The following is a 24,214-nucleotide window of genomic DNA, read 5'->3' as shown; positions in this document are numbered from 1 at the left end:
ACATCCCCTTTCCAAGCACTCCCCCGCCCATTTCCAACTGGCATGCACGGGTATTCATGGGACGGGAGTTGCCCTCCGTCATTCTCGCGCCGCGGGACGGACTCATCCTGCTTCGTGGTGCCGGTGTGAGTTCATGACAGAAAGCTCCTCCGGTTGTAGGCTCCGGATATGTCTGAGGGTCGCAAGCGCCTTGAGCCGCGTATGACGCGGGGCGGATTTCGCTGGCAGCTGGTCATGGTGTCCTTCATGGCCCTAAACGCAATCGTGCAAATTGCATTCCGGTGGAATGAAGCCTGGGACGCCTTTCGTTACCTCATGCTGGCAATGCTGATAATCTGCGCAGCCTTCGCTGGCTATCTGTTCTACGTGCGCCACCACGAGGGACATTTCTGGGACGAGGAAGAGGCCCGTCGCCAGAACTGGGATCGTCGGGGCAGGCGGCTTTAGGCCCCGATAACGTCGAGGGAGTTGCTCCTCGAACGCAACCGCGTCCAGATAGTCCTAGTTGCCCCGCTCTGCGTGCAGGACTGAATCGCTAACTGCTGCTACGTACTGGGCGTAGGCGGCGGCTGAGTCGGTGGCGTGGCGTTCGATGGTTGTAGGGGAGTAGCCGAGGGTTTCGGCGATGATGGCCACTGGGGCGAGCTTGGTGAGCTCATGGAGGGTTCCCAGCCGTGCGGCCCGGGTGCTGAATATCCTGCCGAGACGGGTTGTGAGATGTCCGGGGTGGATGTGCCGGCCTGGTGAGGTTCCGCGGAATACCCAATTGGTGTTGGGGTGCGAGGCGGTTAAGTTATGACCGGGGTTCGCAGCGAGTTCCCGCCAAGGTTTGTCCAAGGGATCCGGTAGGGCGATGTCGATTGTCCCGAGCTGGACTGTGACGAGTTCGTCGGTGACCGTCACGTCGTCCCAGGTAAGCCGCGCTATGTTTTCAGCCTGTTGTCCGAAGACGAGGATGAGGATGGCGGCGGCGCGGTCTCGTGCGTCAAGTCCGTGGGTGTGAACCACGCGGTTGAGTGCTTCATCCTGCCCTGACTTGGCGAGCTTGGGGCTGGTGCCGCGGCGGTGCGGGACGATGGCCAGCCCTGCCGGAGCGGCTTTGGTCTTGATGGCCCATTTCAGGAAGCGCTCGGCGATGCGCCGGGTGGTGGGTCCTCCGGCCTGCCATACGTCTAGATGTGCCTGCGTTAGGTCCCGCAGGCTGATTCCGTGGTCGGTCAGCCAGTTGAGAAGTTCAATTGCGACCGTCACTTGCTGCTTGGCGCGGAGGAAGGTTCCGCGCGTGACCTCGTCCATCTGGTTCATCCGGCGTTGATGGTGCCAGCGAACGTAGCGGCGGATGAGCTCACGGTTTTGGGGGTCGGTTGTCCGTTCAATGGCTTCCGCAGCCCAGTTCTCGTAGCGCCTTCGAAGTTCGTCGCGTCGGGGGAGCACGCCATATTCCGTGAGCAGGCCACGGACGTATTCGCGGGTGCGTGAGTCCGGCAGTTGGTCGAAGGTTTCATGAGTGATTGTGGGTGCGACTGCCAGGTTCCGAAGGAATGCCGTGACGTGCTTTTGGCGGATCCAGGTCATGCCGCTGTTGGCCCGCTTCATTGACTTCAGCGCGGCTGCCAGCGGGACGAGCTCGTTGGCCATGGATCCCGTAGCCGGATCGGTAAGCAAGTCGTCTACGACGTTGCCCAGAACGCACGTCCAGCAGCGGCCGCGGCTGTGCAGTTCGTCCTCGGCTCCGCAGCTCACGCAGTCGATGTTGAGCCGGACGCCCGAGCACCGACGGCAGGCAGGTTGGTCATCGACCATTCCGGGCAGGACGCCTTCGTGGCCGCAGGCGCAGGTGCCCCGGGTGCGTTTGGCCTGCTGGTAGCAGTAGCCGCAGACTCCGCCGTCGGGCCATCGTGCGACGGTTTGGTGGTGCTGGCCGCAGCGGGCGCAGGGGACCGGCCAGCGGATCGGGTCCTCTGCTTTGCGCGGCCTACTCACCGTCCTCGGGCGTGATGAGGCGGATGCGCTTGGCTATCGGGTTACCTGGTTGGATTCCGAGGTCTTCGCTGCGCTGCGGGGCGTTAGCTGTTGCCGCGGCGCGCATCTCAACGAATGGCTCAAACAGGTCGTTTGGTGTGCAGTCCAGGATGTCGCAGAGCGCCGCGAACGTCCTGGCCGGGATACGTTCCGGTGTCGCCGTGACCAGCCGGTAGACCTGGCTTTCGGAGAGGTGGATGCCGCGGGACTTCAGAAGAGGCATCAGTTCTGTGGTCTTCCAGAGGTTGCGTTTGGCCATGAGGGAACGCAAGTTCCAGCGGTAGCCGATCCGGCGCTGTTCAGGCATCTGGGTCCTCCAAGTTCGTGATGCGGCGTGCGATCATCTGCTGCACGGTTTTCTGCTTGAAGTCCGACGATACCGATGTGTAGAGGCCGGTGGTCGAGGCGTACGAGTGGCCGACCTGGGTCTGCACGAACGCCGGGTCGTAGCCTGCTTCGATCAGGTGGGTTACATAGGAATGCCGAAGGCAGTGCAGCCCCAGTTCCTTGGGCAGTCCAACGGCGTCCCGTGCAGCTGCGAAGGCATCCCCGAAAGAACCAAGCGACATCCGGGCGCCCCGCTCGCTTGGCCAAAGAGCCGATGACCGATCAGCCGTCGCGAACCGCTGCCGCATCCCGCCGGACGTCCAGGTCTTCAGCTGGTCCACCACCCAGTCGAACTCCGGAACCGTGAGGACAGTGCGCCGTCTGGGACCGGAGCCTGCAGTACCTTTGGCGAAACGGACCTGGAGGGCACCGAAGCGCCCATAGTCGGAGACGTGGGGATTTGGACCGAAGTCTTCCAGATCCAGCATGGTCATTTCCCGCCGGCGAAGCCCGTAGGCATAGCAAACCTTGAAAGCCACGGAATCGCGGAACAGGGGCAGCCAGCGCTTGGTGCCGGCCGCGTACTCACGGTCAATGAGATCGTCGATGTGATCGAACAGCCGCTGCAGTTCCGCCTTGGTGAACGATCGCTTCTGCGCCGGAACGGCGTCATCGGTCGTGTGCCGTGGCGTGTTCCATTCGAAGCAGATCTGGCTCGGAATATCGCCGAAAGTGCTTTCGCAGAATTCGCCCCAGCCATAGCCAGGATGCGTCAGGTAGGAGCAGAACATCGCCACGGCGTTGCTGTACGAGCGCAGCGTCTTCAGGCTGATCGGCTTCTCACCGGACCGAAGGTCAGCCAGGAAATCCTCAACGTCCGCCGGACGCCACTGCCACGGGAACTCACCCGTGAACCTTTGGAACCGCTCCAGCAGCTGGCAGCGCTTCTTGATGGTGTCTGTTGTGAGCCCACGAGCAAGCATCTGCGCCCGCCAGCCGTCCAGCATCGCAGTGAAAGCTCGCTCATCGGCCCTGAAAAGCCCGACATCCGGATCCACCAGCATTCGCGGGACGAAACCCGGAACGGCACCACTCACTGCAACCCCTAAACCATGGAAACATGCATTAGATGCAGGAAACCTATGGCATCAAGGCTCAACGCGGCAAATCCAAATGTCCAGGGCGAAGACTCCCAAGCATGCAAAGCGCTTCTGACCTGCGAAGACGTCCGGTTCGTCTATGCGCGGGAGTATTCGCAGCTACTTCTACTCCCGTGGGTTAAACGCCGATAATGTAGGTTATGTAAAGTGAATCCGGCGTATCTCAGCCGATGCATCATTCTCCGACGCGCGTGTGTTCAGGTTTCAGTGCCTCAACAAACAAGTCTCCCAAGGTGACCCAGTCCTGCGCCGAAGCCAGATCGTCGGCAAAAAGGTCGAGGCACTCCTCTGCGCCCCATTGATCGAAGCCCTCCAAAAGATACGGCTCGCTATGGTTCGCCCATCCTGCGCGGACACCTGTCCGCCGTTCGGACTTGCCCATGCCCAGCCAGATCTGATTACCGGCACTGATTCCACGGATGGTCGGGAAGCTGCCGGAACGTGACCATGAACGCCACGCACGGTTGAATGCTAATTCCAGGTCAACCTTCCCGCCTGGCAAGCGCACTACGCCGCGGGCCAACACGCCCAAAGCCAGCCCCTCAACTACCTGCTTCACTTGCTGATCTTTCGTCTGTCTGGTCATGCCTAAAATGCTATTGGCACCAGTTGCGGCGAACTGACATGTCAGCCATCTGGACTCTTCTCCGGGCTGGCAGGCTGTTGATTAGTGGCCAGCCGGTCCATGCGATGCACATCGTTTCCCCGCCATGGACAAAGCGGGGCACTTGAGTCGGCTGCGGCTCACTCAGCGTTGGTCTGTAATCAAGCACTGATAAAAGTTGCTTAAGCCACGATCGCGATCATATCTGGGTAACTCTGCCGGTAGATATCCTTGACGATCCTCAATGACTTTTCAGCCTCTTTCGGGCCAATCCAGAACGGTTCGGACTCGCCCAGATGGGCATAGAAATCAGCAATGAGTAGTTCATGGGACGCGCCCCAATATGCCCGACCCCCGGATTCGAGGACGCGCTCAGGCACTGTGTCCACCCGGCCATCGGTATATGTAACCGTGAGATCACCGCGCAAGCTTAGCGTTGCCCGTTCAGTGACTATGTCCAAGGTGACCGGGGCATCGAAAGCGTTGGCCAGGGTGCCGTAAAAGGCACTTCTGGCACCATTAGCATGCTCCGCGACAAACTCGGCCGTGTCTTCTACCTCGATGATCCCGCCGAGCAACCGCGTGGAGGCGCGGCCGCTGACGGAAACGACGTCTCCCAGCAACCATTGGAGCAGGTCCACCGTGTGGATGGCTTGATTCATCATGAACCCTCCCCCGCCGCCCTCCCAGCTGCCTCGCCAGGGGCGGCTGAGATAGTACTCGGCGGTCCGCTGCCACATGATGGTGGCCGAGGCGCCGATAATGGCCCCGAGCTCACCGCCCGAAACCAACTTGTGCATTGCTTGCGAGGTCGCGTTGTACCGGTTCTGGAAACACACTGCGATCGTGGCGGTGCTCCTCAGAGCCGCCTCCACCATTCGGCGCCCCTCAGCGGTTGTATGGGCCAAAGGCTTCTCGACGATGACGTTGACCCCTTGCTCCAGAAGATCTACTGCCAGGGAAGAATGCTGATTATGCGGCGTTGTGATGTGGACGACGTCAGGGCGCAAATCCTCCAGCAGGGTTAGGTGACTGCGGAAACCGGGGACTCCATACGTGGCAACGGCGCTAGCCAGCCGTCCCTGGTGGGTGTCGCATACGCCCACCAGCTCTACGTCCTCGAGCTTTGAAAGAGTCGCAAAGTGGACGGAAGAAACGTCACCACAACCGATGACTGCGGCGGTGGTCATGACAGCTGCCCTCGGCTCTCGGCGGTCGGCCCGCCGCAGCCGCGGGATGCGACACCCGAGGCAATGGGGACTGAGAAGCCTCCCAGTTCATGCCGGCTGGCCAGTTGCGACTCCAGTAAGGCGTCGCTGGCAGCCTTCACGGCCGCTATGGCGGAGCAATATGCTTGCGACTGCACACACTTCATTACGACTAGACACACTTCATTCCGACTGCACAACTTCGTGCTGGTCGGGACCTGCATCGGTATGTCCTCGGGGAATCCGGAAAGAGGTCTCACTGCTGCAGTAGTTTCAGTCAAGGGGTCTCCTCCTGTGTTTGCGTCAGTTTACCGAGAGAGCCGTGAATGCTCCCGGGCACGGTGGTCCCGTCACAAACTGATGCTGTCGCTAGTCTAGATCGGCCCTAAAGATCACCGGCCTCCACCCAACACTTAAGCGGCGGTATACCGTGCCTGCCTCGATGGCAGTCCTGCGCTTACACGCTGTGCAGGTAGCCGTGTCGTTGGACGCAATGGTAGATCTGTAGCCGCGAGCGTGAGACTGTTTGCTCATCGTTATTGACATGGATCCAGAGGTGAATATGAAGGTGGGCATCATTGGTTTGGGTTACGTCGGCGCGTCGGTCCGCGACCTCTTCGCGCCGGTTGCTGAGGTGGTGGAATGGGACATTAAGAGCCAGGCGGCCTATCCCATCGAGGAGCTAGCTACCTGCGATTTCGCGGTCGTGAGCGTTGACACCCCCGAGGGACCCGGCGGTGCCGCTCATGTCGTCGCCGTCGAGGATGCAGTGTCCAGAGTGCCGGTCCACCGAGTGCTGCTCAAATCGACTGTCCCGCCTGGAACTACGGAGCGTTTGGCCGCTGAAACTGGCAAAGAAATCTGCTTCTGGCCGGAGTACATTGGTGAGAGCCGTTATCATAACCCCTATTTTCCAACCAGTATCGCCGAGGTTCCCTTCGTTATCCTGGGCGGCGAATCTAAGTCACGGGAATGGTTTGTGGACGTGCTGGTTACGGTTCTTGGCCCAACGAAAAAATATTTTCAGTGCACGTCGCGTGAAGCTGAAATCATCAAATATGCCGAGAACGCCTATTTCGCAACCAAAATCACATTTGTGAACGAATTCCGCCGCATTAGTGAGGCGTTCGGGGCCGACTGGCATACGGTGCGGGAGGGTTGGCTTCTAGATCCGAGAATCGAGCCGATGCATACTGCTGCATTTACCGATGCTCCAGGTTTCGCCGGAAAGTGCTTGCCCAAGGACCTTCGCGCCATCGTAGCGGCCAGCCGCTCGGAGGGCTACGAACCGGGCTTTCTAGAAGCTGTACTCAGGAGCAATGACGAGTTTAGGGCGGCTCTCGACTATGCGGCTGACAGCCCAAGGGTCTGAATTGAGGATACTCTTCGTGATGCTGCAGTCGATCCGGCCGCGCGTCATTCATGGGGGCTCAAGCAAACACCTTTTGGCAATTAGCAGTCATCTCGCTGGAAGAGGTCACCAAGTGACCATTCTCTGCGCGCGTGCTGCCGATAACGACAAGGAGTATATGACCGAGGAGGGTGTGCGAATTATTCCGGCGCTGCCGTTCCGGGACTCATGGGTCGATACCTGGTATGTTAAGCCGGCGTCGATGGCCCGAATCGTCACTCTGGTCCGTGAGCACGCATCAAGGTCGCAGCGAACTATAATTTTCGACTCGCACTTCCCCTTCCCCGACCTGCTACCCGACGATGTACCCTTAATTTGGTCGTTGCGTGACTACACCTACATGCATGCGCTGTTAGGATCCACTGCATTTCGCCGCGACGTGCTGGTTGCACCATCGCAGTACATAAAGCAAGCTTTTACGGACACAATGGGCGGTCTATTGCCGGGCCTGGCCGAGCGGGTGCACGTGATTCCTAACGGAGTAGACCTCTCTGTCGATCGAATAGTTCGTTCCTCCAGTGCCGGCCCGACACTCTTGTTCCCGCATCGTCCTGAGGCCGAGAAGGGCTTTGAAGATGCGCTAAAGGTGACCAGTCGGTTGGTTGAGCTCGGATATTCGGGGACACGCTTACAACTATTTCGTGGTGTGGACGCGGCGACTCGGCCAGAAGTTGCGTCGTTTTATCGAGATCTCCATCGAAGTATCGAGAGTGTTGGTTTATCCGGCCACGTCAATATCTCCGACTGGGCGGCTCCAGATGAGATGCCGGGTCACTATGCGGCGTCCCACGTGACCTTGTGTATAGGTACCATCGTCGAGGCGTGCAGCAACACGGCTCTAGAATCGCTTGCCTGTCACACTCCTGTGCACGCCTTCGCGGTTGGCTGTTATCCCGAACTCCCTGGTGTCGCCGTCACCCCTATTGGCGAGCTGTCCAGCCTCGTGCAACGGATCATCGATGAGATGGAGGGCCGGCAGCCTCGGGACTGGCCCGCCATTGACCGCGCTCTTAGAGAGCGTCATGCCATGCCGGTGATGCTCGACGCCTTCGCTGATCTGATAGAGAACGCGGAAGTGCTGCCGGCTTTGGCCCCTGGTCGGCAGCAGCCGACCAGGCTAAAGATTCCCAGTTGGGTGTCCGTACAGAAGGAAGTGTTATACGACGAATACGAGCGCCGGATGATCCCGGACCCTAAGCTACGCCATGTGTGGGAGTCCTATGGGCATGACGCTTTTCACGCTAGTGACGATTTCCGCTCCCTGCTAAAACCCCTCGTGCGCGCTGGCTGGCTCGTGCCTACCTACTAACAGTGCCTAACGGCGGAAACCTAGGGGTCGGCGACGGAGAAGGCGGTGTGCGTGAGAAATTGCGGGTCGTAGCCTAAGGTGACCTTTTTGATTGGCACACCGATCGATACGCGGTGTACGTCAAGTGACGTAACTTACGGTAGTCCTGGTGGTCGTTACAAATGCGAGAACTCTCCGCTCTGGGGGGCGAAAAAACGAGGTAGTGCAGGCGAAAAAAGCAGGGATGGGTGCTCCCAAGGATGGAGCACCATCAACGGCGGAATCCAGCGCGACCGCATCCATTCGGGACCAGTTTGCCCGACCCAGACCCCCGGCTATCACTTGGCCAGCACATCAAGATACCGTGCCACCTTGATGAACGCTTCGATCACGAGGTCGCAGTCCTCGCGATTACCTAGAAGTAGTGTCTGGGGCAGCGCGACGATCTCGCGGGAGGCGCGGTAAGTTTCGGGACAATCGGTTACCACTCGAGCATGCGCCCCCCCGGCTGCCCAGATAGGCTCCTCGAAGAGGGGACGCGGATAGAGACTGAAGGCTGGCACGCCCTCGGCCTGAAGCGCTTCCACGACCCGTTGGAGCAGCGCTGGAGATCCGTCACGAAGGCGCAGCAGAAAAAGGTGGTTGCCGTGCCGGTCGACAGAAGCCTCAACAGGCAAAGGCTGCAGCTCCGCGGTGCCGGTTAGCTCTTTCCTGAGGTAGTTTGCCGAGCGTTCACGGGCACCTAGCTGATCGTCTAACCGTTCGAGCTGGGCCAGCAGCACCGCTGCCTGGAACTCCGTCATGCACTCATTTCCAGCGAGTTCATGGTGGGTGAACGGCTGGTAGCGTTCCCGAAGTCCACGCCCAAATTTGCTCAAGCTGAAGTGTAGCCTGTCAGCTAATTCCTCATCGTCGGTGACTAGACTTCCTCCTTCACCACACTGCAGGTTCTTCGACTGCTGAAAGCTGAAGGAACCCGCGTCGCCGAATGAACCTACCAAGCGCCCCGTTAAGATTGCTCCGTGAGCCTGGGCCGCGTCCTCGATTACTTTGAGCTGGTGCTCGCGGGCTAGGTCGAGAATGGCGTGCATGTCGGCGGGGTGTCCTCCGAAGTGCACCGGGATAACAGCGCGCGTCCTTGGGCCGATAACTGCTGCCAGGGCCGCAGGATCAATGCAGAGTGTGTCAGGGTCGATATCCACGAAGACGGGGATTGCGCCGACCCGACTGACGGCAATTGCGGTGGCAGCGAAAGTCCACGCAGGTACAACGACTTCCTCCCCTGGGCCGACCCCGTAAGCGCGCAGGGCCAGTTCCATCGTGACGGTTCCGTTGGCCAATGCGACACTGCGGGCAGTGCCGCAGTATGCCGCCCATGAACGATTTAGCTGAGCGATCTTCGGCCCCATTCCAGTTGCGCCCCATGTTGGAGCACTAAGGACTTCTGCCAAGAGTTGGCGTTCCCTGGTGCTGTGCACCGGCCAGGGCGGACCCCAAGAGCGGCCCGCTGCCACGGGTCGCCCTCCAAGAATGGCGGGTAGATTCATGCCGGTCCTTCCATCAGCCGTAACTTTGATTTCGCTTTCCGCATAGCCAAATCGAGTATGGCCGATGCAGCCATGGGAATGCCGATTCCTCCAGGGTTATGGTTGACTTCGACAATTTTGTCCCCGTGTTGCGTGCGGATAATGTCGACTCCGCTCACATCGAGCCCGAGGACCTTTGAGGCGTCGACCGCAATCTGCGCCTGATATTGGGTTGCAGTTCGGGGAGAGGCCTGTCCTCCAAGGTAGAGGTTAGCCCGGAATTCTCCCTCCCGCGTCGCCCGACGTTCGATGGTCCCGACGACCCTGTCGTCAACCAGGAATAGTCGGAGGTCACGTCCCGCACATTCGTGGTGGAATTGTTGCACTATCAGACGTCCAGCCGGAGTCTCCGCTAAGTGTCGATGCACCGCCTCGGCACTTCTGGCCAGGCGGACGCCCGAGCCGCCCATGGTTAAGGGGTCCTTCGTGACAACGGGCAGACCGAGATGCTGCAATGCGGCGGGCACGTCGTCGACGCGGCGTACGGATGACCAGTTGGGCACAGGGATCCCTGCCTGGTCTAGGAGTGCCAGAGTGACTTCTTGGTCGTCGCCTGGCGTGATGGGATTGTTCCCCCCCACGATGGGCACCCCAGCTGCAGCCATACGACGGGCGGCATGCGTCGCTAGGGGATCACTCGAGAACCGGCACACCACTACCGCGTAGTCACGGGACAGCAACGGAACAATTCTTGACGGCTTCCCAAACGAGGAAGCGGGTTCTAGATCGACCTCGTAGCCGCGAGATCGCATCAGCTCAACGAGACCCAAATCGTCCCAGCTGGAATCCTCAGGCACCCAGCGTGCAACCACGAGCATTCTTATCTTTGCTTCCACAAAGGAACCATAACAATCCCGCCACTTGGAGCCCATCTTTAAAGGTGGGGACTCGTTAGCGATTACCGCCGGTGCATCTGGCGGCTCTGAGAAAGGTGACCACCGCGCCACTCATATCGGCTCATAAGTTGGTAATAGGGTCTAACCAGCAACAGGCGCGCATCTCGCCCACGAGACGTTTCGAGCTAACAAATATGGGCAGCCACGCCAGTCTCTCGAGGCCAGCACCGTCCCCTGACAGGGCTCTACACTGGGCAAGACTCAAAACACACGGAAACATTTGCTAACAAGTAAAGGTTTGTGCTAGTCGCGTCGATCCTTTCAGGGCATGTGGTCCTCGGACCGGCAGAAGGGTTCCCAAGTCTCCGTGCGTCTACAGGGTCTGAGGGCAAGACACGACCACGCGCCGAGCCCCTTCCCAGGTTGTCCATCACTGTGCTGCCACGGGATGATGCGAGAGGCCCCAAGGTCACCTATATATGATTTTGGTGCGCCACGGTGTAACCCAGCGGATTGTTCTTTTGCCAGCGCCAGTGGTCCTCACACATCTGCGCCAATGTCTTTGTGGCGCACCAGCCGAGATCGGTCAACGCCGCTGACGGGTCGGCCCAGATTGCGGGGAGGTCTCCTGCTCGGCGGGACGTTATCACGAATGGGATCGGGGTGCCGACGGCAGCCTCGAAGGCGTGAAGGATCTCGAGGACGGACGTCCCCTCACCGGAGCCGAGGTTCCAGCGGTACACTCCAGGGTTCCTCTCGAGGTAGCGCAGGGCAGCAGCGTGGCCCTCCGCCACATCAACTACGTGCAGGTAGTCTCGCAGACAGGTACCGTCGCGTGTATCGTAGTCCCCGCCGAAGACCATGAACGTCTCGCGGCGGCCCACGGCTACTTGGGCGATGGACGGCAGGAGGTTGTTCGGTGTGCCCTGCGGATCCTCACCAATTCGACCGGAAGGGTGGGCACCTGCAGGGTTGAAGTAGCGCAGGATCGCAATTCGCCAGCGCTCGTCGGAGGACCCGAGGTCGCTCAGGATGTTCTCGACCTGCTCCTTGGTGCGACCGTAGGGGTTCATCGCGCCGATTGTCATTGTCTCGGTGAATGGCTTGGGATTGTGATCGCCGTAGACGGTTGCCGAAGAGGAGAAAACAATCGTGCGCACAGCATGCCGCTCCATTGAACGCAGGAGCGCAATGGTGCCCGCCACGTTGTTGAAATAGTAGTCGAGCGGGGTGCTAACAGACTCGTGGACCGCTTTGAGGCTGGCGAGGTGGATAACCGCATCAGGGTAGTGCGCCTCGAAGATGTCATCGAGTGCCTTCTCGTCGGTGATGTCGGCCCGCACGAAGGCAGCTTCACGTCCCGCCAGCTGACCCACGCGCCGGACCGCCTCCTCGCTTGAGTTCGAGAGGTAGTCCACCACGGTGACGTCATGGTTCGCCTCAAGGAGCATCAGGACAGTGTGCGAGCCAATGTAGCCAGCGCCACCCGTTACGAGGATACGCATGGGCCTCCTTATCAAGTTTCAGATGGTGCCGTGGAACGCCTCTTCGAATATTCGCACGGAAGATATGCTCTGCAACAGCTGAGCGCCCATCCGCGGTCACGCAATCACGATCATGATCTATGGATTCTTGACAGACGCGATCTAACGCTTGGGGCCTTGGGCAAAATGATGCGATGCGGCTTGAGGGTCGCCGGCGTCTGCTTCAGCGGGGATCCGGCAGGACCCTGCGCTTAGGCATCCTGCATCTCCCTTTGCCGTGCAGGTGGAGCACACTCCAGCCTGACGTCAGGATGGCCTCCACGTCGTAAGAATAGGGTCCAGAAGCGTTTTTCCTGTCCGACCTGAGTGACACTCTCAGATATCAACCTGACAGAGAGCCCATTCATGCACTATGTCGCGGCGGTCAAACACGGTGAATTGGGTTAGCCCGTTCGGATCGCAACAACAGTTCCTGCCGCACATAAGGCGAGGTAGAAAGGGCCGACTGACCATGATGCCCATACAGCGGGACCGGGCAAGAGCCGATTGATCCAACGTGGCATCCACGTGGCCCACTCCTCGTTCGACTTGTCATTCTGATGAGGTGTTACATCGTCCGGGTTGAGCGAGAAGACAGCGATCTCATCGCTGCCTTGAGCGACAGCCTTATATAGACGGCGAAACCGCTTTTCCTGGCGTAAATAGTTCGCATCCAAGTAGGCGAAGAGGACTACGGCGGCAATTCCAAGTACGGCCACTGATGTCGCCTTTTGAACCAGCGCGTAGCCATAAGTTGCGCTGACCACGGGCAGCATCCAGCTCTTCGTTGTAGTTGACGCTGCCGACATCCGTGTGATGGTGGCCTGAATAAAATCCAAGTGCTTGCGCCGGTCATCGGGCGAAATTGGTGTGCTGGTTGCTTCGCTCACCGGGCCATTCCTTCTCTGCATGCTGCCCGGAGCTTCTCCCAAGCAGCATCCTTTTGATTGTCCGAGTAATTCGTCTCCGGGGGCCAAATGCGCCCGACTGCATCGCCAGTCCATCTCGGCACTAAGTGAACGTGGAGGTGTAGAACTGTCTGCGTCGCGACCTTGCCATTGGACTGAATTACATTCAACCCTTCCGGCTGAAGGGATCGTCGCATCACATTCGCCAACCGGACCGTAACCCGTGCGAGCCGGGAGGCCGTTTCTTCATCAAGTGACCAAATATCCGGGACATGTTGTCGTGGTACCACCAGCGTGTGCCCAAGGGTTGCGGGTTCCAACGGAAAGAACGCCACAACCTGATCGTCGCGGTAAACCTCCCTAACGTCCGGATCATCTAAATGAATGATCTGGCAAAACGGGCAATCAGCCGCGGCGCTTGTAAGCACTGTCCACCCAGGTGGTCATCTTGCTTTGAATGTCAGCGTAAACAGCCTGGCTGTTATGACCCGAAGGGGTATACAGCGGAACATAGTCGCCGACGGTGCCGCCGCCCTTCAGGCTCACTTTGGAAAACGGGTTGGCGCCCTGAGAGGCCGTGCAGCCCTTGTTGTTGGCAAGTCCGTGGATGCGAACTCCGACAAGAGGCTTCCGGTTGTCCCATGCGTACGCGATCTCATGGCGGACCCATGGGCGGTCTGCCGTCTCAGCGCCGACAAGCACAACTACAGCCGACTTATAAGCCATCTGATCGTGGATCCACTTCTTGATCGCTGCGTCACCTTGCCGCTTGACGGATTCCCATTCCTGGGAATTGAGAATCGCTTGTCCTTCCAGGGCCCCCATTTTCATGACCTGCTGCACCCGCCAATGATCCTTGTCGTAGTGAAAGCTGTAGAACACTGACCTAGCCATATGCTCCTCCTAGAGCTGGTTCTGATTCCGCAGCGGTGACTGAACATCTGCCGGACACTCCGGTCACTCTGGCTACGGTTCAGGGTGAGGAAAACGTCCTATCAGCAACCGTAGTATGGCCATCCGACACGCTGGCAGGACGCGCCCTAGATACATCCGTTGATCCCCCACAGTTCGCCTTTCGGACGTTGGTCCTCGCGGTTTCATCCAGACTGTCCCGAAGGTCTCTGGTAGGCCCGGCATGCTGCCTAATGTTGGGTGCCATAGGCCCACGCATTTGAATCGCCGCCACGCGACATAGGGACATACAGTCTGTAGATCAGGACCGCAGATAAGGTACTAGGCATGATTCCGAGCCCTGCACCTCATGAGGATGCGCTCCTGACTCTGGCATTTTCACTGCGAGCAAATCCTGGCGCCTACGCCCTTTTAATCGGGGCTGGCGTATCAGCACCCAGCGGAATACTCACCGCTTGGGGAGTTGTTACCGACCTAATTTCCCGCGTCGCCCACCAGGTAGGCGAACCGGAGCCCGATGATCATGCGCAGTGGTACCACGATCGATTTGGTACCCCAGCGCGGTACGAAACGCTGCTGGAAAAACTCGCCCCGTCCCCGTGGGAACGCCAACGACTTCTTCGCGAATTTTTTGAACCAGCAGACCCGGAATCCAGGAGCGAAGAACGCCGCCCAACCCTTGCACATCGGGCAATAGCTCGACTGGTAAAAATGGGAGCAATCCGAATGATCGTAACCCTCAACTTCGACCGGCTTCTAGAGCAAGCAATCCGTGCCGAAGGGATCGAACCGACCATCGTGACAACAGCGGCTGATGTCGCTGGCCTTGCTCCCCTGCACACTCTGCAATGCTGTGTCATCCATCTCCATGGTGACTACTTGAATCCCGCATCCATGCTAAACACGCGCACTGAACTTGATTCCTATGAGCCGCAGATGATGGCTCTGCTGCAGAGGGTACTGACCGACTACGGGTTGATCATCGCTGGCTGGTCGGGAACATATGACCCAGCTCTCATGGAAGCCATAAAAACGAATTATCCAGCGAGGTACACGCTGTCATGGATTGAGCCAGGTACCCCCAGCCAGGAGGCGACAGAGTTTCGAAACCTCATGAAAGGAATCCTCGTACCCACAACCGCAGATGCCGCATTCGGTCTCCTCATCGATGCCCTCACGGCCTTTGAGAGCAGGCGTTCTCGCCATCCGCTCACCGTTGGAGTTGTCGCAGAAACGGTAAAGAGGGAGTTGTCAGGGCGTTGGGTGGCAATAGGCCTACATGACAGGCTCGGTGCTGAATTCGAACGGCTCCGCCTCATCCCGGAATTCAACCTCCAGAGTTATCAGCAAGACGCGCCAGACGGGTACGTGGCAATGCTGGAACGTGTCGAGGAGGCAAGCAAAGTGTGCTTGGCACTGACTGCTTCTATGGCCTATTGGGGCGATGCCCTACGTGTCAGGCTGGAACGGTACCAATGGCTCATAGCAAGTCCGTTTAATCGCGTGGGGCGAGAGCCAGGAATCCAGTGATCATGTCCAGTCCAGTTTTGAGTGCAGTACGCGAAGATAGTGCTGTGAGTAGTAGTAGTAGTAGTAGTAGTAGTAACGGGCCTCGGGCCGGTGGTCCTCGGCCGCGCCGATCGTTCACCCCGGTTCAGAAGCTCGAGTTCCTGACCGCGTACGAGAGTGCGTGTGAGAGCAATGAGGGTGGTGCTTTCCTGCGACGGGAGGGGCTGTATTCCTCACAGATGACCGAGTGGCGTCGGCTGAGGGACGCGGGCGTCCTGGCGGGGAAGAAGGCCGGGGAATCGATCGGGAAACTTTCGGCGGAGCAGGCCGAGAACGCGCGTTTGCGCCGCCAGTTAGAGGTGACTCAAGGCCGGTTGGAGAAGACCGAGGCAGCCTTGGACCTGATGGGAAAACTACAGGCGTTCTTAGAGAGCGCCTCAGAGGATATGCCGGACGGGCCCCGGTCCAAGAAACGCTGATGGCCACGTACCGGTCGATGCTGGAACTGAAAATCCCCACACGTCGGGCGGCAACATTGACTGGTGTTTCCAGGACAACCGCAAACCGGAAACCGGCCCCGCCGAGGGACCGTGCCCCGGTGGTACCGCAGAACAAGCTCAGCGCCGCTGAGCGGGCCGGGATCCTGGCGGCGTTGAACTCACCGGAGTTTGTGGACCTTGCACCGATGCAGGTCTACACGAAGCTGCTGGACCATGGAATCTATCTGGGGTCCCTGTCGACTTTTTACCGGGTGCTGGAGGAAAACAAGCAGGTCAAAGAACGCCGTCGGCTGGCTAAACATCCGCCCCGGACGGTTCCTGAGCTGGTCGCAACGGCCCCGGGCCAGGTGTTCACGTGGGATATTACAAAGCTCGCCGGCCCGGTCAGGGGCAAATATTTCGACTGCTACATGATGGTCGATATCCATTCCAGATTCATCGTCGGTGCACACGTCCACACCACTGAATCCGGGTCGCTGGCAGTGGAAATGATGAAGGAAATCTTCGGGATCCACGGCATCCCCCAGGTCGTGCACGCGGACCGGGGAACGTCCATGACATCCAAAACCGTCGCCGCGCTGCTCTCGGACCTGGAGGTTACCCGGTCCCACTCCAGGCCCCGGGTGTCGAACGATAATCCCTACAGCGAGGCACTGTTCAAGACGCTGAAATACGGTCCCGAATTCCCCGAGCGCTTCGCCTCAGTCCACGACGCCGGCGCATTTATCAGCGGGTTCGTGGACTGGTACAACCACCATCACCAGCACTCCGGCATTGGTTTCCACACGCCCGCCAACGTCCACTACGGCCACGCGTCCGCGATAGCCAAGGAACGCTCGGCAACGCTCGCTGCAGCCCGCGCTAGACACCCCGAACGTTTCACCAACACCACCGATCCCAAGATCCTGGCGCTCCCAGGACCGGCGTGGATCAACCAACCCAAGGAATACACCGAACAGTCAGCCGCCTAAACTCCCGTTGGTACCGTTCAGCTTGAAAAATTCCGGATGAGGCTACGGATCATTGGTGGATAGACGAGATAGAGCGGCTCTCTAGGCAACACCACGCGTCTGGCTCGGTCAGGCTCCTCACTTTGCGTCTCGTTGCTGGATCCGCTCTTTTCTACGCCGCCGGCATCGCCGCCATAGCATCTAAGCGCTATGGCCTGCTGGTCCGCCTATTTCGGCTAAAACGACCGCACGCGTACTCGGATAGCGATCAACTTCTCTCCGATGCGCTGGAGGCAGACCGCGCTTTAGAGAACACCCCGCCGCGTCTGCTCTCATTCTTGGCTCCGCTCCTCGCCGATTCCCTTTCTCTCGGGCAGGAGCGCATTGACGAAGCATGGCAACTTTTTGAGGTTCTCAGGATCAGCGCTGTCCTGTTCGCAAGTCCTTCCTACGGCAGGTTAAGCAGGATCTTTGAGTACGCGGACGATGGCTCAGTTAAGGCGGAAGAGGCACATAAATCTGCTGAGCAAGATGGAAAGGTGGTCGGAGAAGCACGCGTTGCATGGCAAAAAGCCGCCGAAGGCAGACGCCAGGCCCTCGAAAACTTGGCTAACCTCGCACCAGTTCACGGGGCTCATCTGTATGTGGTCGAAAGGCGGCTTGATCACTGGCACATTCCCGTCGCCGAGCGTTTGGCGAAAGAACTAGACGCCGAAGGGGAGGCACACCCCCTTGCCCAAGCATGGAGTTCCCACGATGCCAAGGAACTGGCCGCCGCCATTAGAGCTGTAAGCACAGCGGCCGGGCGATCAGCGGATCGGCTTTCTTGGAAAGGCATCGGCCCCGGCGGCGGCATCATACCTTCCGAGATCTTGCTGGATTCCCGAACATAATGTCGTCGCGTATGTGCAGCGGCAAGCGCGGAAGCCGATCAGTAGAGGGCTCACGGGGCTGCAGGAATACAAGTCAACGCCCTAAACAGGCCTCTCCCCGTTCACGCGACACGCCGACTCCTAGTAATATTTCCGGGCTATTTTCCTGCACCCCTTGGGGGAAAGCTAGGGAATGTTCAGGCACTCGCTGAGCGCGCATAAAGCGCATTGCGTGTCCATATGGCGCATTGCGTGCACATAGGGAGCAGATTGTGCACATGCGGTGTTTCCCTAATGTTGACGGAACCAGGGTGGCGAGGGCCGCCGGTGGTGACGAATGCGCGCGATGTCAGTCCGAAGCCTCGGCTCGGGAAGATAGCATTTAAAGGTAAGCGGCAGGGCCCCACCAGTCGCCAAACTTTCAGGGGCCCTGCCATCCCAAAACAACCAGCGCAAGCCGTGTGTTTCGTGCCTAATGCTACCCAACCCTGGTACGGAACGCACTCACCCTTGCGGGAAAGCTAGTGCGAAATGGGAAAGCGAAACACCCCGCACCGACCCTGCCGATGTGATCGCTGCAGGTCCGCCCTGCCAGCAATGCTCCAACGATGGTCTATGCCAGCCGCCGCTCTCATCATCGAGATCGTCAAGGGGCTGACGAAAGCCTGAGCAGCTGAAGCCCCGCCAGGTCGTCTCTGGCGGTGCTTCAGCTACAAGCTGAGGTTCTTGTCTCGCCCCTCATCCGTAAGCGCCAGACCGATCTGCTGAAGAGCGTAGGCAAGGTAGTGCACGGCGGCAGCAAGTTCCTGCACTTCCGGGTCTGCTGATGACTTGACTTTGACGGCCTTTTCGGTCGCCACCTTGCCTTTTTCGATTGCTTCCAGAACTAGCTCACGCTGACTGCTGATCATTGGGTCTCCACTTTCGGATAGAGCATTCTTTGGTCCGCTATTTTGCGGCGCCAGCCTACACGTATGCGCCAAAACCAACCTCGTGCATCCGTCTCGCTTTAGACTTGGCGCCATGTCCACTGATGAAGAAAAAGACGCTCCGGTGCCGCCAATCTGGAGAACGCCGCGAAGCGTATCCACCGCGATCCGTTAACAGGAGAGCACAGCCAGGGGCGCGTCGCCGACGACGCGGACGTTTAGGCGTGTTCTTTTCGGCGATTAGGGTACGAACGCCCAATGTCGCTAGGCCGACCGACGTCTGGCTGGTTGTCGATCAACTAGGCCCTTTTAGTCGCCACCTTCGATTACTTCGGAGTCCGGTTCCGCCCATTCTAAGGCGGCGACGAGGTGTCCCTCGTCGGGAAGTGCTTTCTGTTCTGCTGCGGGCAATTTATCGTAGGTGTAGGCGGCCACGGCCATGGGGGATGTTGAGCGGCCGAGGCTGTATCGGACGCTGCGGTCGTTCTTGGTGCCGCAGATGAGGATGCCGATGGTTTCGTTGTGGTGTTCCCGGCGGAGCATGTCATCGACGAGGGCGACGTAGAAGTTGAGTTTGCCGGCGTATTCGGGCTGGAACTTGCCCGTCTTGAGTTCGATGACGACGTAGCCCGTTAACCGCACTAACGCGTCCAGCCCCGTCACGCATACTAACTGAATTGTCTAAAGTTCCCTGGACAAATCAAGGTGAATGACGGAATGGGAGCTGGGCCCAATGTCAATTAGCTTGACGCTGCCCTCGGCCCGGCCGTTCCTTAAGATTCCGGCTCGACCCATGCCAGGGCGGCTACGAGATGTCCGTTGTTGGGCAGCGCCTGTTGTTCGGCGGCGCACGCTGCTGGTTGTCCTTCGTGCCGCAACTGTCCAAAGCTGCTGATCTACGAGCGCGTTTTCGCTGGGTTATTCATTAAAGCCGCCGCCGTAGTACCAAGGGCTGTTCGCAAGCGCTTCGTAGAGCACACCACGTCTGTTATTTACGTCGGCAGCAAAGCAATCCTGCGACATCTCCCTTAAATGATCCTGAACAGCTGAAGCGCCCCCGGCAGCGTAAATGCGACGGACATTGTTTGAGATCTCGGCTAGATCTTGAGCGGAAACTATGGCATAGAGGCCGCTTAACTTCAGCTCAGTATGCTGATTGGATATTCGATGGCGAAGGGCATCTGGCAACGCGCTATCGGGATTCGCGAAAAACTGCAATGTAGCCGGGGATCCCTCCACTACTTCTGCGTATAACCAGCGTCCAATCGCAGGGATAAAATATGGATGAAGAAATTGCCGCTCTTCTTGGTTGCTGAACTCATCCAGCATTTCGTGGTTGCAGTCGCTGCACGCCGGCACGAGGTTCCAGGGATCGATAGCCAGGGCAGAGACAACAGCCTTGGGCACAAAGTGATCCAAAGTCGAGGCTTTGCCATATTGGCAGTAGCAGCAGAGCCCGTTCGGCGCGGCTTGGACAATTGAGTCGTATATGACTCGGGCTGGCCTAGTCCGCTTTGCTAATTGTGTCGTATAAAGCCAGATGAAGTCGTCTTTCGACACACCAGAGACCTGCAGGCTCTCCTCCGATAGAGCGTGTCCGAGATTCTGCGATATATAACTCTTAAAGGTACCATTGTTCGTTTCAATGTCCTCTAATGCCCTGATGACCTTGCGACGCAAATCAGCGTTTTTTATTCCATTGACACATTCTTCCGCCGTTTCCCGTGCGGTGTGCCTGGGAGGGCTAACCGGCCACATGGTTGGACGAATCACGGTTCTGGAGGGCCACCCGCGTCCTGAGAAGTGCTTTGCCCTCGGCTCCAAGTTGGCCGCCGAATGCAGCAAGCGCAAGCTCGTACTGCCGGTAAGTGTTGGCCGCATCCGTCAACATTCGGTGGAAGCCTGTTGATGTCACTTCAAGACCGAAAACGTCGTCAGTCAGAGTACCTACGTTCTCTGCGAAGGTCTCAAGAACCGGCCTGACCGCTGTCATGATCTTCCCGGATCTGTTCAGCTTCCATACGCAAGAGCGCGGAACCTCCTGCAGAACTACCGGCGAATGAGTTGCCACAATGGCCAGTCCATTGCGATTAGTCAACAGATCACTAAGCGAACGAATGAATGCCGACAAAAGTGGTGGGTGTAGGTGAGTCTCTGGCTCATCCAGTAACACCAAGCTTTTTTCCTCTACAGTCTCGACCAACCGAGTGACGGTGAGTAGCACTATTTTGTGGCCTGAGCTTAGACGACGAAAGAGAGCTGGAAGCTGGTCGAGGAATGCTTCATCGTCGTCTTCCTGGATCAAATCAGCCAAGTCGGCTTCTGCAAATATGGGATCAGTTTCTAGAAGGGAGATGGCACGCAACCATCTAAGGCGACGAGCACCTTGAAGACATACCCGTGCCGACATAGTCATTTCTCGGGAAAGTGCAGCCTGATCCTTGATTGGTGAATCATCACGCTTTGGTGCGATTTTTTTTAGGCCAACGTAGTGGTAACTGAGCCCCTTCGTTCTGTCCTGCGGGACGCTTACCGGTTCAAACGCGTCAAAGGCGCTGAACGAAACAGATACAAGGTTCGAGATATCCAAACCGGTCTTTGCTGTACCACGGTTTCCCTCCTTAGCTGCTTTTTGCGCGCGCAGAACCAAGGCCTTCGCCAATGTGTTGAGCAATGTACTTTTACCTACACCATTACGACCAATCAAGACTTGGATGTTACTCGGTGGCAAGGAGTTAGGTTGGACTTCGAAATTCAACTCAAAGGCGTGATCGCCAACAGGCTTGCCCTTATACCTAAAGCTGTATGGAGTAAGTCTTGCACCGCCCCGAGCAAGGCGGGCGAACTGGTCTCGAACCGTCAGCAGCGGGACCTCTCTCAGTAGGGATACGCGCATGACTTCTTCGGCTTCCGCTCGCGCCAGGAGGGCAGGATCGTAGGCGACGTCCCGCAGAGCCTCAAGTGCCCGATCGCGAGTATGTGGACTAATTTCTCCTAAGTTTTCATAAAAGCTCGGGTCCTGCCCTAGGGAGAAAAACTCCGCTGGCAGCTTCACAAACGACAGAGGTGGATTGGGTCGACGGTATCCCTCTTCCGGCACTTCTCCTGCCCCGGCCGGACGAAGGCCGAAGCGACCGATCTTGGTTCCTCCTATCGAATGCTCTTTGCCTTTTTTGTCTACATAGGAGACATAAAATGAGGTTTCAAATTTGAACCAATCATCCCAATTGCTCGCGCGGAGGTAGAGAGTGTCTGCCTGATCCAAATCAATAGGTTCTCCTCGGGTTAGCACGCGACATTTCACTTGCTGGCCCCTCCCCTGCTGTTGTTGTCTGGATACATGCATCGGTCAGACTTATCGGTCTTGGCAGATGCCGAATGGACCTGTTGAACTGCTTAAGCCTCCGGGGGCTGCGCTTCGATCATAGTGGCGCTCCGTATATCGTTCGTACTTACTTCACTGGATGATCAAGAGCTGCAGCGCTTGCATCCACTTTGGCGTCCGAAGCACCTAAGGGCCGGTTGCCTTGAGCTCATGCTACGTGTGTTGCGACTGGCTTTCAGCTGTCTACGAGGCGTAGTCTCGGGCGGCCGTCGTCAATGCTCAAGAGTTCCCGAACTCGCTGCAGCGGCCAACGAAGTTCATTAGCAAGATCCACAATGGAGAAGCCATTGCGCTGAGCCATCGACATCGCTTCTTTTAGCAACGAAGGCTGCTCCCCAGACGAATCCGCTGTCGTCGGATCCCGGCGTGTTCCTAAACGGTTCTGCTCGCGGATCTTTTGGTAGGCCCGGCGAACAGACACATCTGCCACACCCTTCACTTCCTGCATGCGGTAAATAAGAGACTCCGTGGATACGCCCCACTCCAGGCTGATCCGGCCCAAGCGAGCAAGGTTCATTGTAGACGGCAGCAGCGGTTCAATCTCAGATCGAGGGGTCAAGAATTCGGCCGCGAAAATGTCTGCCTCCCGTTCCTGCTTTGGATCCCCAGGAAGGACGTCCCGGTGTAAAACGAGGTGGCCAAGTTCGTGAGCACACGTAAAGCGGTGTCGATACACCGATTTCGCCCGTTCCGAAGTAGTCACGACTATGGGACGCTCAAGCGCAGACGTGGAAAAAGCGTCCACACGCACTGGAGCATGCCGGTCATTTTCGAAAGGCATGCAGCTCACCAGAATCCCGTTGTGCTCCATCGTCAGTGTTAGGTGTCTCAGTGGGCCGGGGCCAAGATCCCAGTAGTCGCGGAGAGCCATAGCTGCTTCAGCGGGTGTCATGGGATCAGAACTGTCATCCAAAGAAGGAACGTTCGGCTCAGGGAGCAGAACACGTTTCTCTATGGCTAGAGAGAGCTCCCAAAGCCACTCGGCGTATGTAGCTGCCTTTAGCTTCTCAGAAGAACGGGTAGAGCGCAGACTTCGGAAATGCGCTTGGCTGGCGTCAATCTGGCCCATTGGACGCCCAGGCGTGAAGAACGCCACAGGCATGCCCAGTTGGCGAGCCAAGGCGGCAATAACGGGTGCGCCGGGAACGCTTACGGCAGCTTCATATTGGCCGATGGAGGCGCCGGAAACGCCGATCGCCTCTCCAAGCGCCTGCTTGGTCAGTCCAGCTAACCGTCGAGCCTGCCCAAGTCTGCGCGGTTCAAAATCATCATGAACTGCTCGGGCGGAAAGCAGAACGTCATCTGAAAATAACTGCAGTTGCAGCCCTGACTTATCCTTCATTTCCCGTCTTCGATTTCAAGTTAAACTGCTTCTTTGGCGCTTGGTCGAAACGCTTGGACTCGCTAGATCGTGCCAGCGGCTGCTCCCGAAGGTCTGTGACAAGGCTATTGATGTCACTCAAGCCAAGGGTCCCGTCGTTATTCAACTTCGCGTCGGCGCAGAGGATGTTGTACAGACCGCTCACGTTGCTCGAATAGGCAACTACCGTAACGGGGTAGACAGCCTCTTCCTCCTCCGTGGCAATGACTTCCTCCATTTTCTCAAGAAATGCCACGTCTGCTGCCGTCAGCTGTAAATCCTCGTCAATGTCTAAGTCCAGCACCTCCTGGCGTGCAGTCCTCTCCATGTTGAAGGCCGCGATCCTGTGCCCTGATGTTCCAAATGTCTTAGTTAAGACGTCGACGCCTTCCTTGTTGGCATAGCGCCAAAAGACAACTGCGCGGCCATTAACAACTGGAAGTCTGGAGGCACCCGGTCGAGGACGTTCAAAGCTCACTTCGGCGCGGCTCTTAAGGGCTGCGTGAAAAAAATCCTGAGCGCTGAAATTGACGGGACCGTATACCCTGCTGTGATTGGCCGTTATCTGGGCCTGGGCATTTGCGTGCTCCTCATGTGCGTTGCGCAAGGATTCTATGGTCACTTTGCGCATGAAATGGCCTAACCGGCCGTAGCGCTCCAACCACCATTGCGTGTCCGTCGAGTTTTCCAAACTGCCTCCCTTTGAGTTTCGACTCCCAACATACCCCAATGCTTTAGAAACTGTCGCATAACCGACACTTTGCGCGTGTCGGTTGAATCGGTGCGGGAGGTACAACTCGGCAATCCCTGACTCGCCAACGGGTTAACAGCAGATCTGGCATCCCCCTGGGATGGCCCCTAGCAAAACTATGTAACAAGTAGCGCAAGGAGTGGTCGTAGCCCAGGACTGATGAAGTTCGAAGA

The 24,214-nt window shown here is 58.1% G+C and carries 22 protein-coding genes and 1 pseudogene; 6 read left to right on the top strand and 17 right to left on the bottom strand.

All coding sequences use genetic code 11. The features are described from left to right. Nucleotides 1–168: 168 nt before the first annotated feature. Nucleotides 169–447: a hypothetical protein gene (locus M8J71_RS11120; RefSeq protein ID WP_256247976.1), complete on the top strand. Its 279-nt coding sequence runs from the start codon at nucleotides 169–171 to the stop codon at nucleotides 445–447. 54 nt (nucleotides 448–501) lie between these two features. Here the strand turns inward: M8J71_RS11120 and M8J71_RS11115 are convergent, their stop codons facing one another. The 5 genes from M8J71_RS11115 to M8J71_RS11095 form a co-directional block, all read right to left on the bottom strand. Continuing rightward, nucleotides 502–1,983 carry a Fis family transcriptional regulator gene (locus M8J71_RS11115; RefSeq protein WP_256247975.1) on the bottom strand — a complete coding sequence of 494 codons (1,482 nt, stop codon included), beginning with the start codon at nucleotides 1,981–1,983 and terminating at the stop codon, nucleotides 502–504. Then, a complete protein-coding gene (locus M8J71_RS11110; RefSeq protein WP_256247974.1) occupies nucleotides 1,976–2,329 on the bottom strand; it encodes a helix-turn-helix domain-containing protein in 354 nt (117 codons plus the stop codon). Before M8J71_RS11110 ends, M8J71_RS11115 begins: the two co-directional genes overlap by 8 nt. Further along, nucleotides 2,322–3,446, bottom strand: coding sequence for a tyrosine-type recombinase/integrase (locus M8J71_RS11105; RefSeq protein WP_256247973.1), 1,125 nt, complete (start codon nucleotides 3,444–3,446; stop codon nucleotides 2,322–2,324). Before M8J71_RS11105 ends, M8J71_RS11110 begins: the two co-directional genes overlap by 8 nt. 238 nt (nucleotides 3,447–3,684) lie before the next feature. Beyond that, nucleotides 3,685–4,095 carry a hypothetical protein gene (locus tag M8J71_RS11100; RefSeq protein WP_256247972.1) on the bottom strand — a complete coding sequence of 137 codons (411 nt, stop codon included), beginning with the start codon at nucleotides 4,093–4,095 and terminating at the stop codon, nucleotides 3,685–3,687. A gap of 200 nt (nucleotides 4,096–4,295) precedes the next feature. Continuing rightward, nucleotides 4,296–5,303: a Gfo/Idh/MocA family protein gene (locus tag M8J71_RS11095; RefSeq protein WP_256247971.1), complete on the bottom strand. Its 1,008-nt coding sequence runs from the start codon at nucleotides 5,301–5,303 to the stop codon at nucleotides 4,296–4,298. Nucleotides 5,304–5,847: 544 nt separating this feature from the next. Here M8J71_RS11095 and M8J71_RS11090 point away from each other — a divergent pair. Further along, nucleotides 5,848–6,693 (top strand): hypothetical protein, encoded by an 846-nt coding sequence (locus M8J71_RS11090; RefSeq protein WP_256247970.1) that lies wholly within the window; start codon nucleotides 5,848–5,850, stop codon nucleotides 6,691–6,693. A 19-nt stretch (nucleotides 6,694–6,712) separates the two neighbouring features. After that, the gene (locus tag M8J71_RS11085; RefSeq protein WP_256248972.1) at nucleotides 6,713–8,041 is read left to right on the top strand and encodes a glycosyltransferase family 4 protein; all 1,329 of its coding nucleotides are present in this window, start codon (nucleotides 6,713–6,715) and stop codon (nucleotides 8,039–8,041) included. A gap of 317 nt (nucleotides 8,042–8,358) precedes the next feature. Here M8J71_RS11085 and M8J71_RS11080 read toward each other — a convergent pair whose 3' ends face one another. From M8J71_RS11080 to M8J71_RS11055, 6 genes are all read right to left on the bottom strand, one after another. After that, nucleotides 8,359–9,567, bottom strand: a complete 1,209-nt coding sequence (locus M8J71_RS11080) for a DegT/DnrJ/EryC1/StrS family aminotransferase (RefSeq protein WP_256247969.1) — start codon at nucleotides 9,565–9,567, stop codon at nucleotides 8,359–8,361. Beyond that, the gene (locus tag M8J71_RS11075; protein WP_256247968.1) at nucleotides 9,564–10,442 is read right to left on the bottom strand and encodes an ATP-grasp domain-containing protein; all 879 of its coding nucleotides are present in this window, start codon (nucleotides 10,440–10,442) and stop codon (nucleotides 9,564–9,566) included. Before M8J71_RS11075 ends, M8J71_RS11080 begins: the two co-directional genes overlap by 4 nt. A 473-nt stretch (nucleotides 10,443–10,915) precedes the next feature. Beyond that, on the bottom strand, nucleotides 10,916–11,947 hold the full coding sequence (gene galE / locus M8J71_RS11070) for a UDP-glucose 4-epimerase GalE (RefSeq protein WP_256247967.1): 1,032 nt from the start codon (nucleotides 11,945–11,947) through the stop codon (nucleotides 10,916–10,918). 422 nt (nucleotides 11,948–12,369) lie between these two features. Beyond that, nucleotides 12,370–12,855 carry a hypothetical protein gene (locus M8J71_RS11065; RefSeq protein WP_256247966.1) on the bottom strand — a complete coding sequence of 162 codons (486 nt, stop codon included), beginning with the start codon at nucleotides 12,853–12,855 and terminating at the stop codon, nucleotides 12,370–12,372. After that, complete coding sequence (locus M8J71_RS11060; protein WP_256247965.1) at nucleotides 12,852–13,301, bottom strand: HIT family protein; 450 nt, start codon at nucleotides 13,299–13,301, stop codon at nucleotides 12,852–12,854. Before M8J71_RS11060 ends, M8J71_RS11065 begins: the two co-directional genes overlap by 4 nt. Beyond that, on the bottom strand, nucleotides 13,279–13,767 hold the full coding sequence (locus M8J71_RS11055; protein WP_256247964.1) for a TIR domain-containing protein: 489 nt from the start codon (nucleotides 13,765–13,767) through the stop codon (nucleotides 13,279–13,281). The genes M8J71_RS11060 and M8J71_RS11055 overlap by 23 nt, the downstream gene beginning before the upstream one ends. Nucleotides 13,768–14,511: 744 nt before the next feature. Here M8J71_RS11055 and M8J71_RS11050 point away from each other — a divergent pair. From M8J71_RS11050 to M8J71_RS11040, 3 genes are all read left to right on the top strand, one after another. Beyond that, entirely contained in the window at nucleotides 14,512–15,315 is an 804-nt protein-coding gene (locus M8J71_RS11050) for an SIR2 family protein (protein ID WP_256247963.1), read from the top strand. Nucleotides 15,316–15,359: 44 nt separating this feature from the next. Beyond that, a protein-coding gene (locus tag M8J71_RS11045; protein ID WP_256248971.1) for an IS3 family transposase occupies nucleotides 15,360–16,765 on the top strand; the annotation gives its coding sequence in 2 pieces (ribosomal slippage) (nucleotides 15,360–15,699 and nucleotides 15,699–16,765; 1,407 coding nt in all). Nucleotides 16,766–16,887: 122 nt separating this feature from the next. Continuing rightward, nucleotides 16,888–17,637, top strand: coding sequence for a hypothetical protein (locus M8J71_RS11040; RefSeq protein ID WP_256247962.1), 750 nt, complete (start codon nucleotides 16,888–16,890; stop codon nucleotides 17,635–17,637). Nucleotides 17,638–18,326: 689 nt separating this feature from the next. On the opposite strand, the gene M8J71_RS11035 is transcribed toward M8J71_RS11040, so the two are convergent. The 6 genes and pseudogenes from M8J71_RS11035 to M8J71_RS11010 form a co-directional block, all read right to left on the bottom strand. After that, nucleotides 18,327–18,527 carry a hypothetical protein gene (locus M8J71_RS11035; RefSeq protein ID WP_256247961.1) on the bottom strand — a complete coding sequence of 67 codons (201 nt, stop codon included), beginning with the start codon at nucleotides 18,525–18,527 and terminating at the stop codon, nucleotides 18,327–18,329. Between the two features lie 327 nt (nucleotides 18,528–18,854). Next, a pseudogene (locus M8J71_RS11030) lies at nucleotides 18,855–19,172 on the bottom strand (PDDEXK nuclease domain-containing protein); the annotation flags it as partial. A gap of 291 nt (nucleotides 19,173–19,463) precedes the next feature. Beyond that, nucleotides 19,464–20,225 carry an HNH endonuclease gene (locus tag M8J71_RS11025; RefSeq protein ID WP_256247960.1) on the bottom strand — a complete coding sequence of 254 codons (762 nt, stop codon included), beginning with the start codon at nucleotides 20,223–20,225 and terminating at the stop codon, nucleotides 19,464–19,466. A gap of 64 nt (nucleotides 20,226–20,289) precedes the next feature. Next, nucleotides 20,290–21,810, bottom strand: coding sequence for an AAA family ATPase (locus M8J71_RS11020; protein WP_256247959.1), 1,521 nt, complete (start codon nucleotides 21,808–21,810; stop codon nucleotides 20,290–20,292). 295 nt (nucleotides 21,811–22,105) lie between these two features. Next, nucleotides 22,106–23,272, bottom strand: a complete 1,167-nt coding sequence (locus tag M8J71_RS11015; protein ID WP_256247958.1) for a helix-turn-helix domain-containing protein — start codon at nucleotides 23,270–23,272, stop codon at nucleotides 22,106–22,108. Then, on the bottom strand, nucleotides 23,262–23,981 hold the full coding sequence (locus tag M8J71_RS11010) for a hypothetical protein (RefSeq protein WP_256247957.1): 720 nt from the start codon (nucleotides 23,979–23,981) through the stop codon (nucleotides 23,262–23,264). Before M8J71_RS11010 ends, M8J71_RS11015 begins: the two co-directional genes overlap by 11 nt. Nucleotides 23,982–24,214: the final 233 nt, after the last annotated feature.

It is taken from the genome of Pseudarthrobacter sp. R1 (assembly GCF_024494415.1).
Taxonomy (GTDB): Bacteria; Actinomycetota; Actinomycetes; order Actinomycetales; family Micrococcaceae; genus Arthrobacter.
This window is presented reverse-complemented; position numbering and strand designations above follow the sequence as displayed.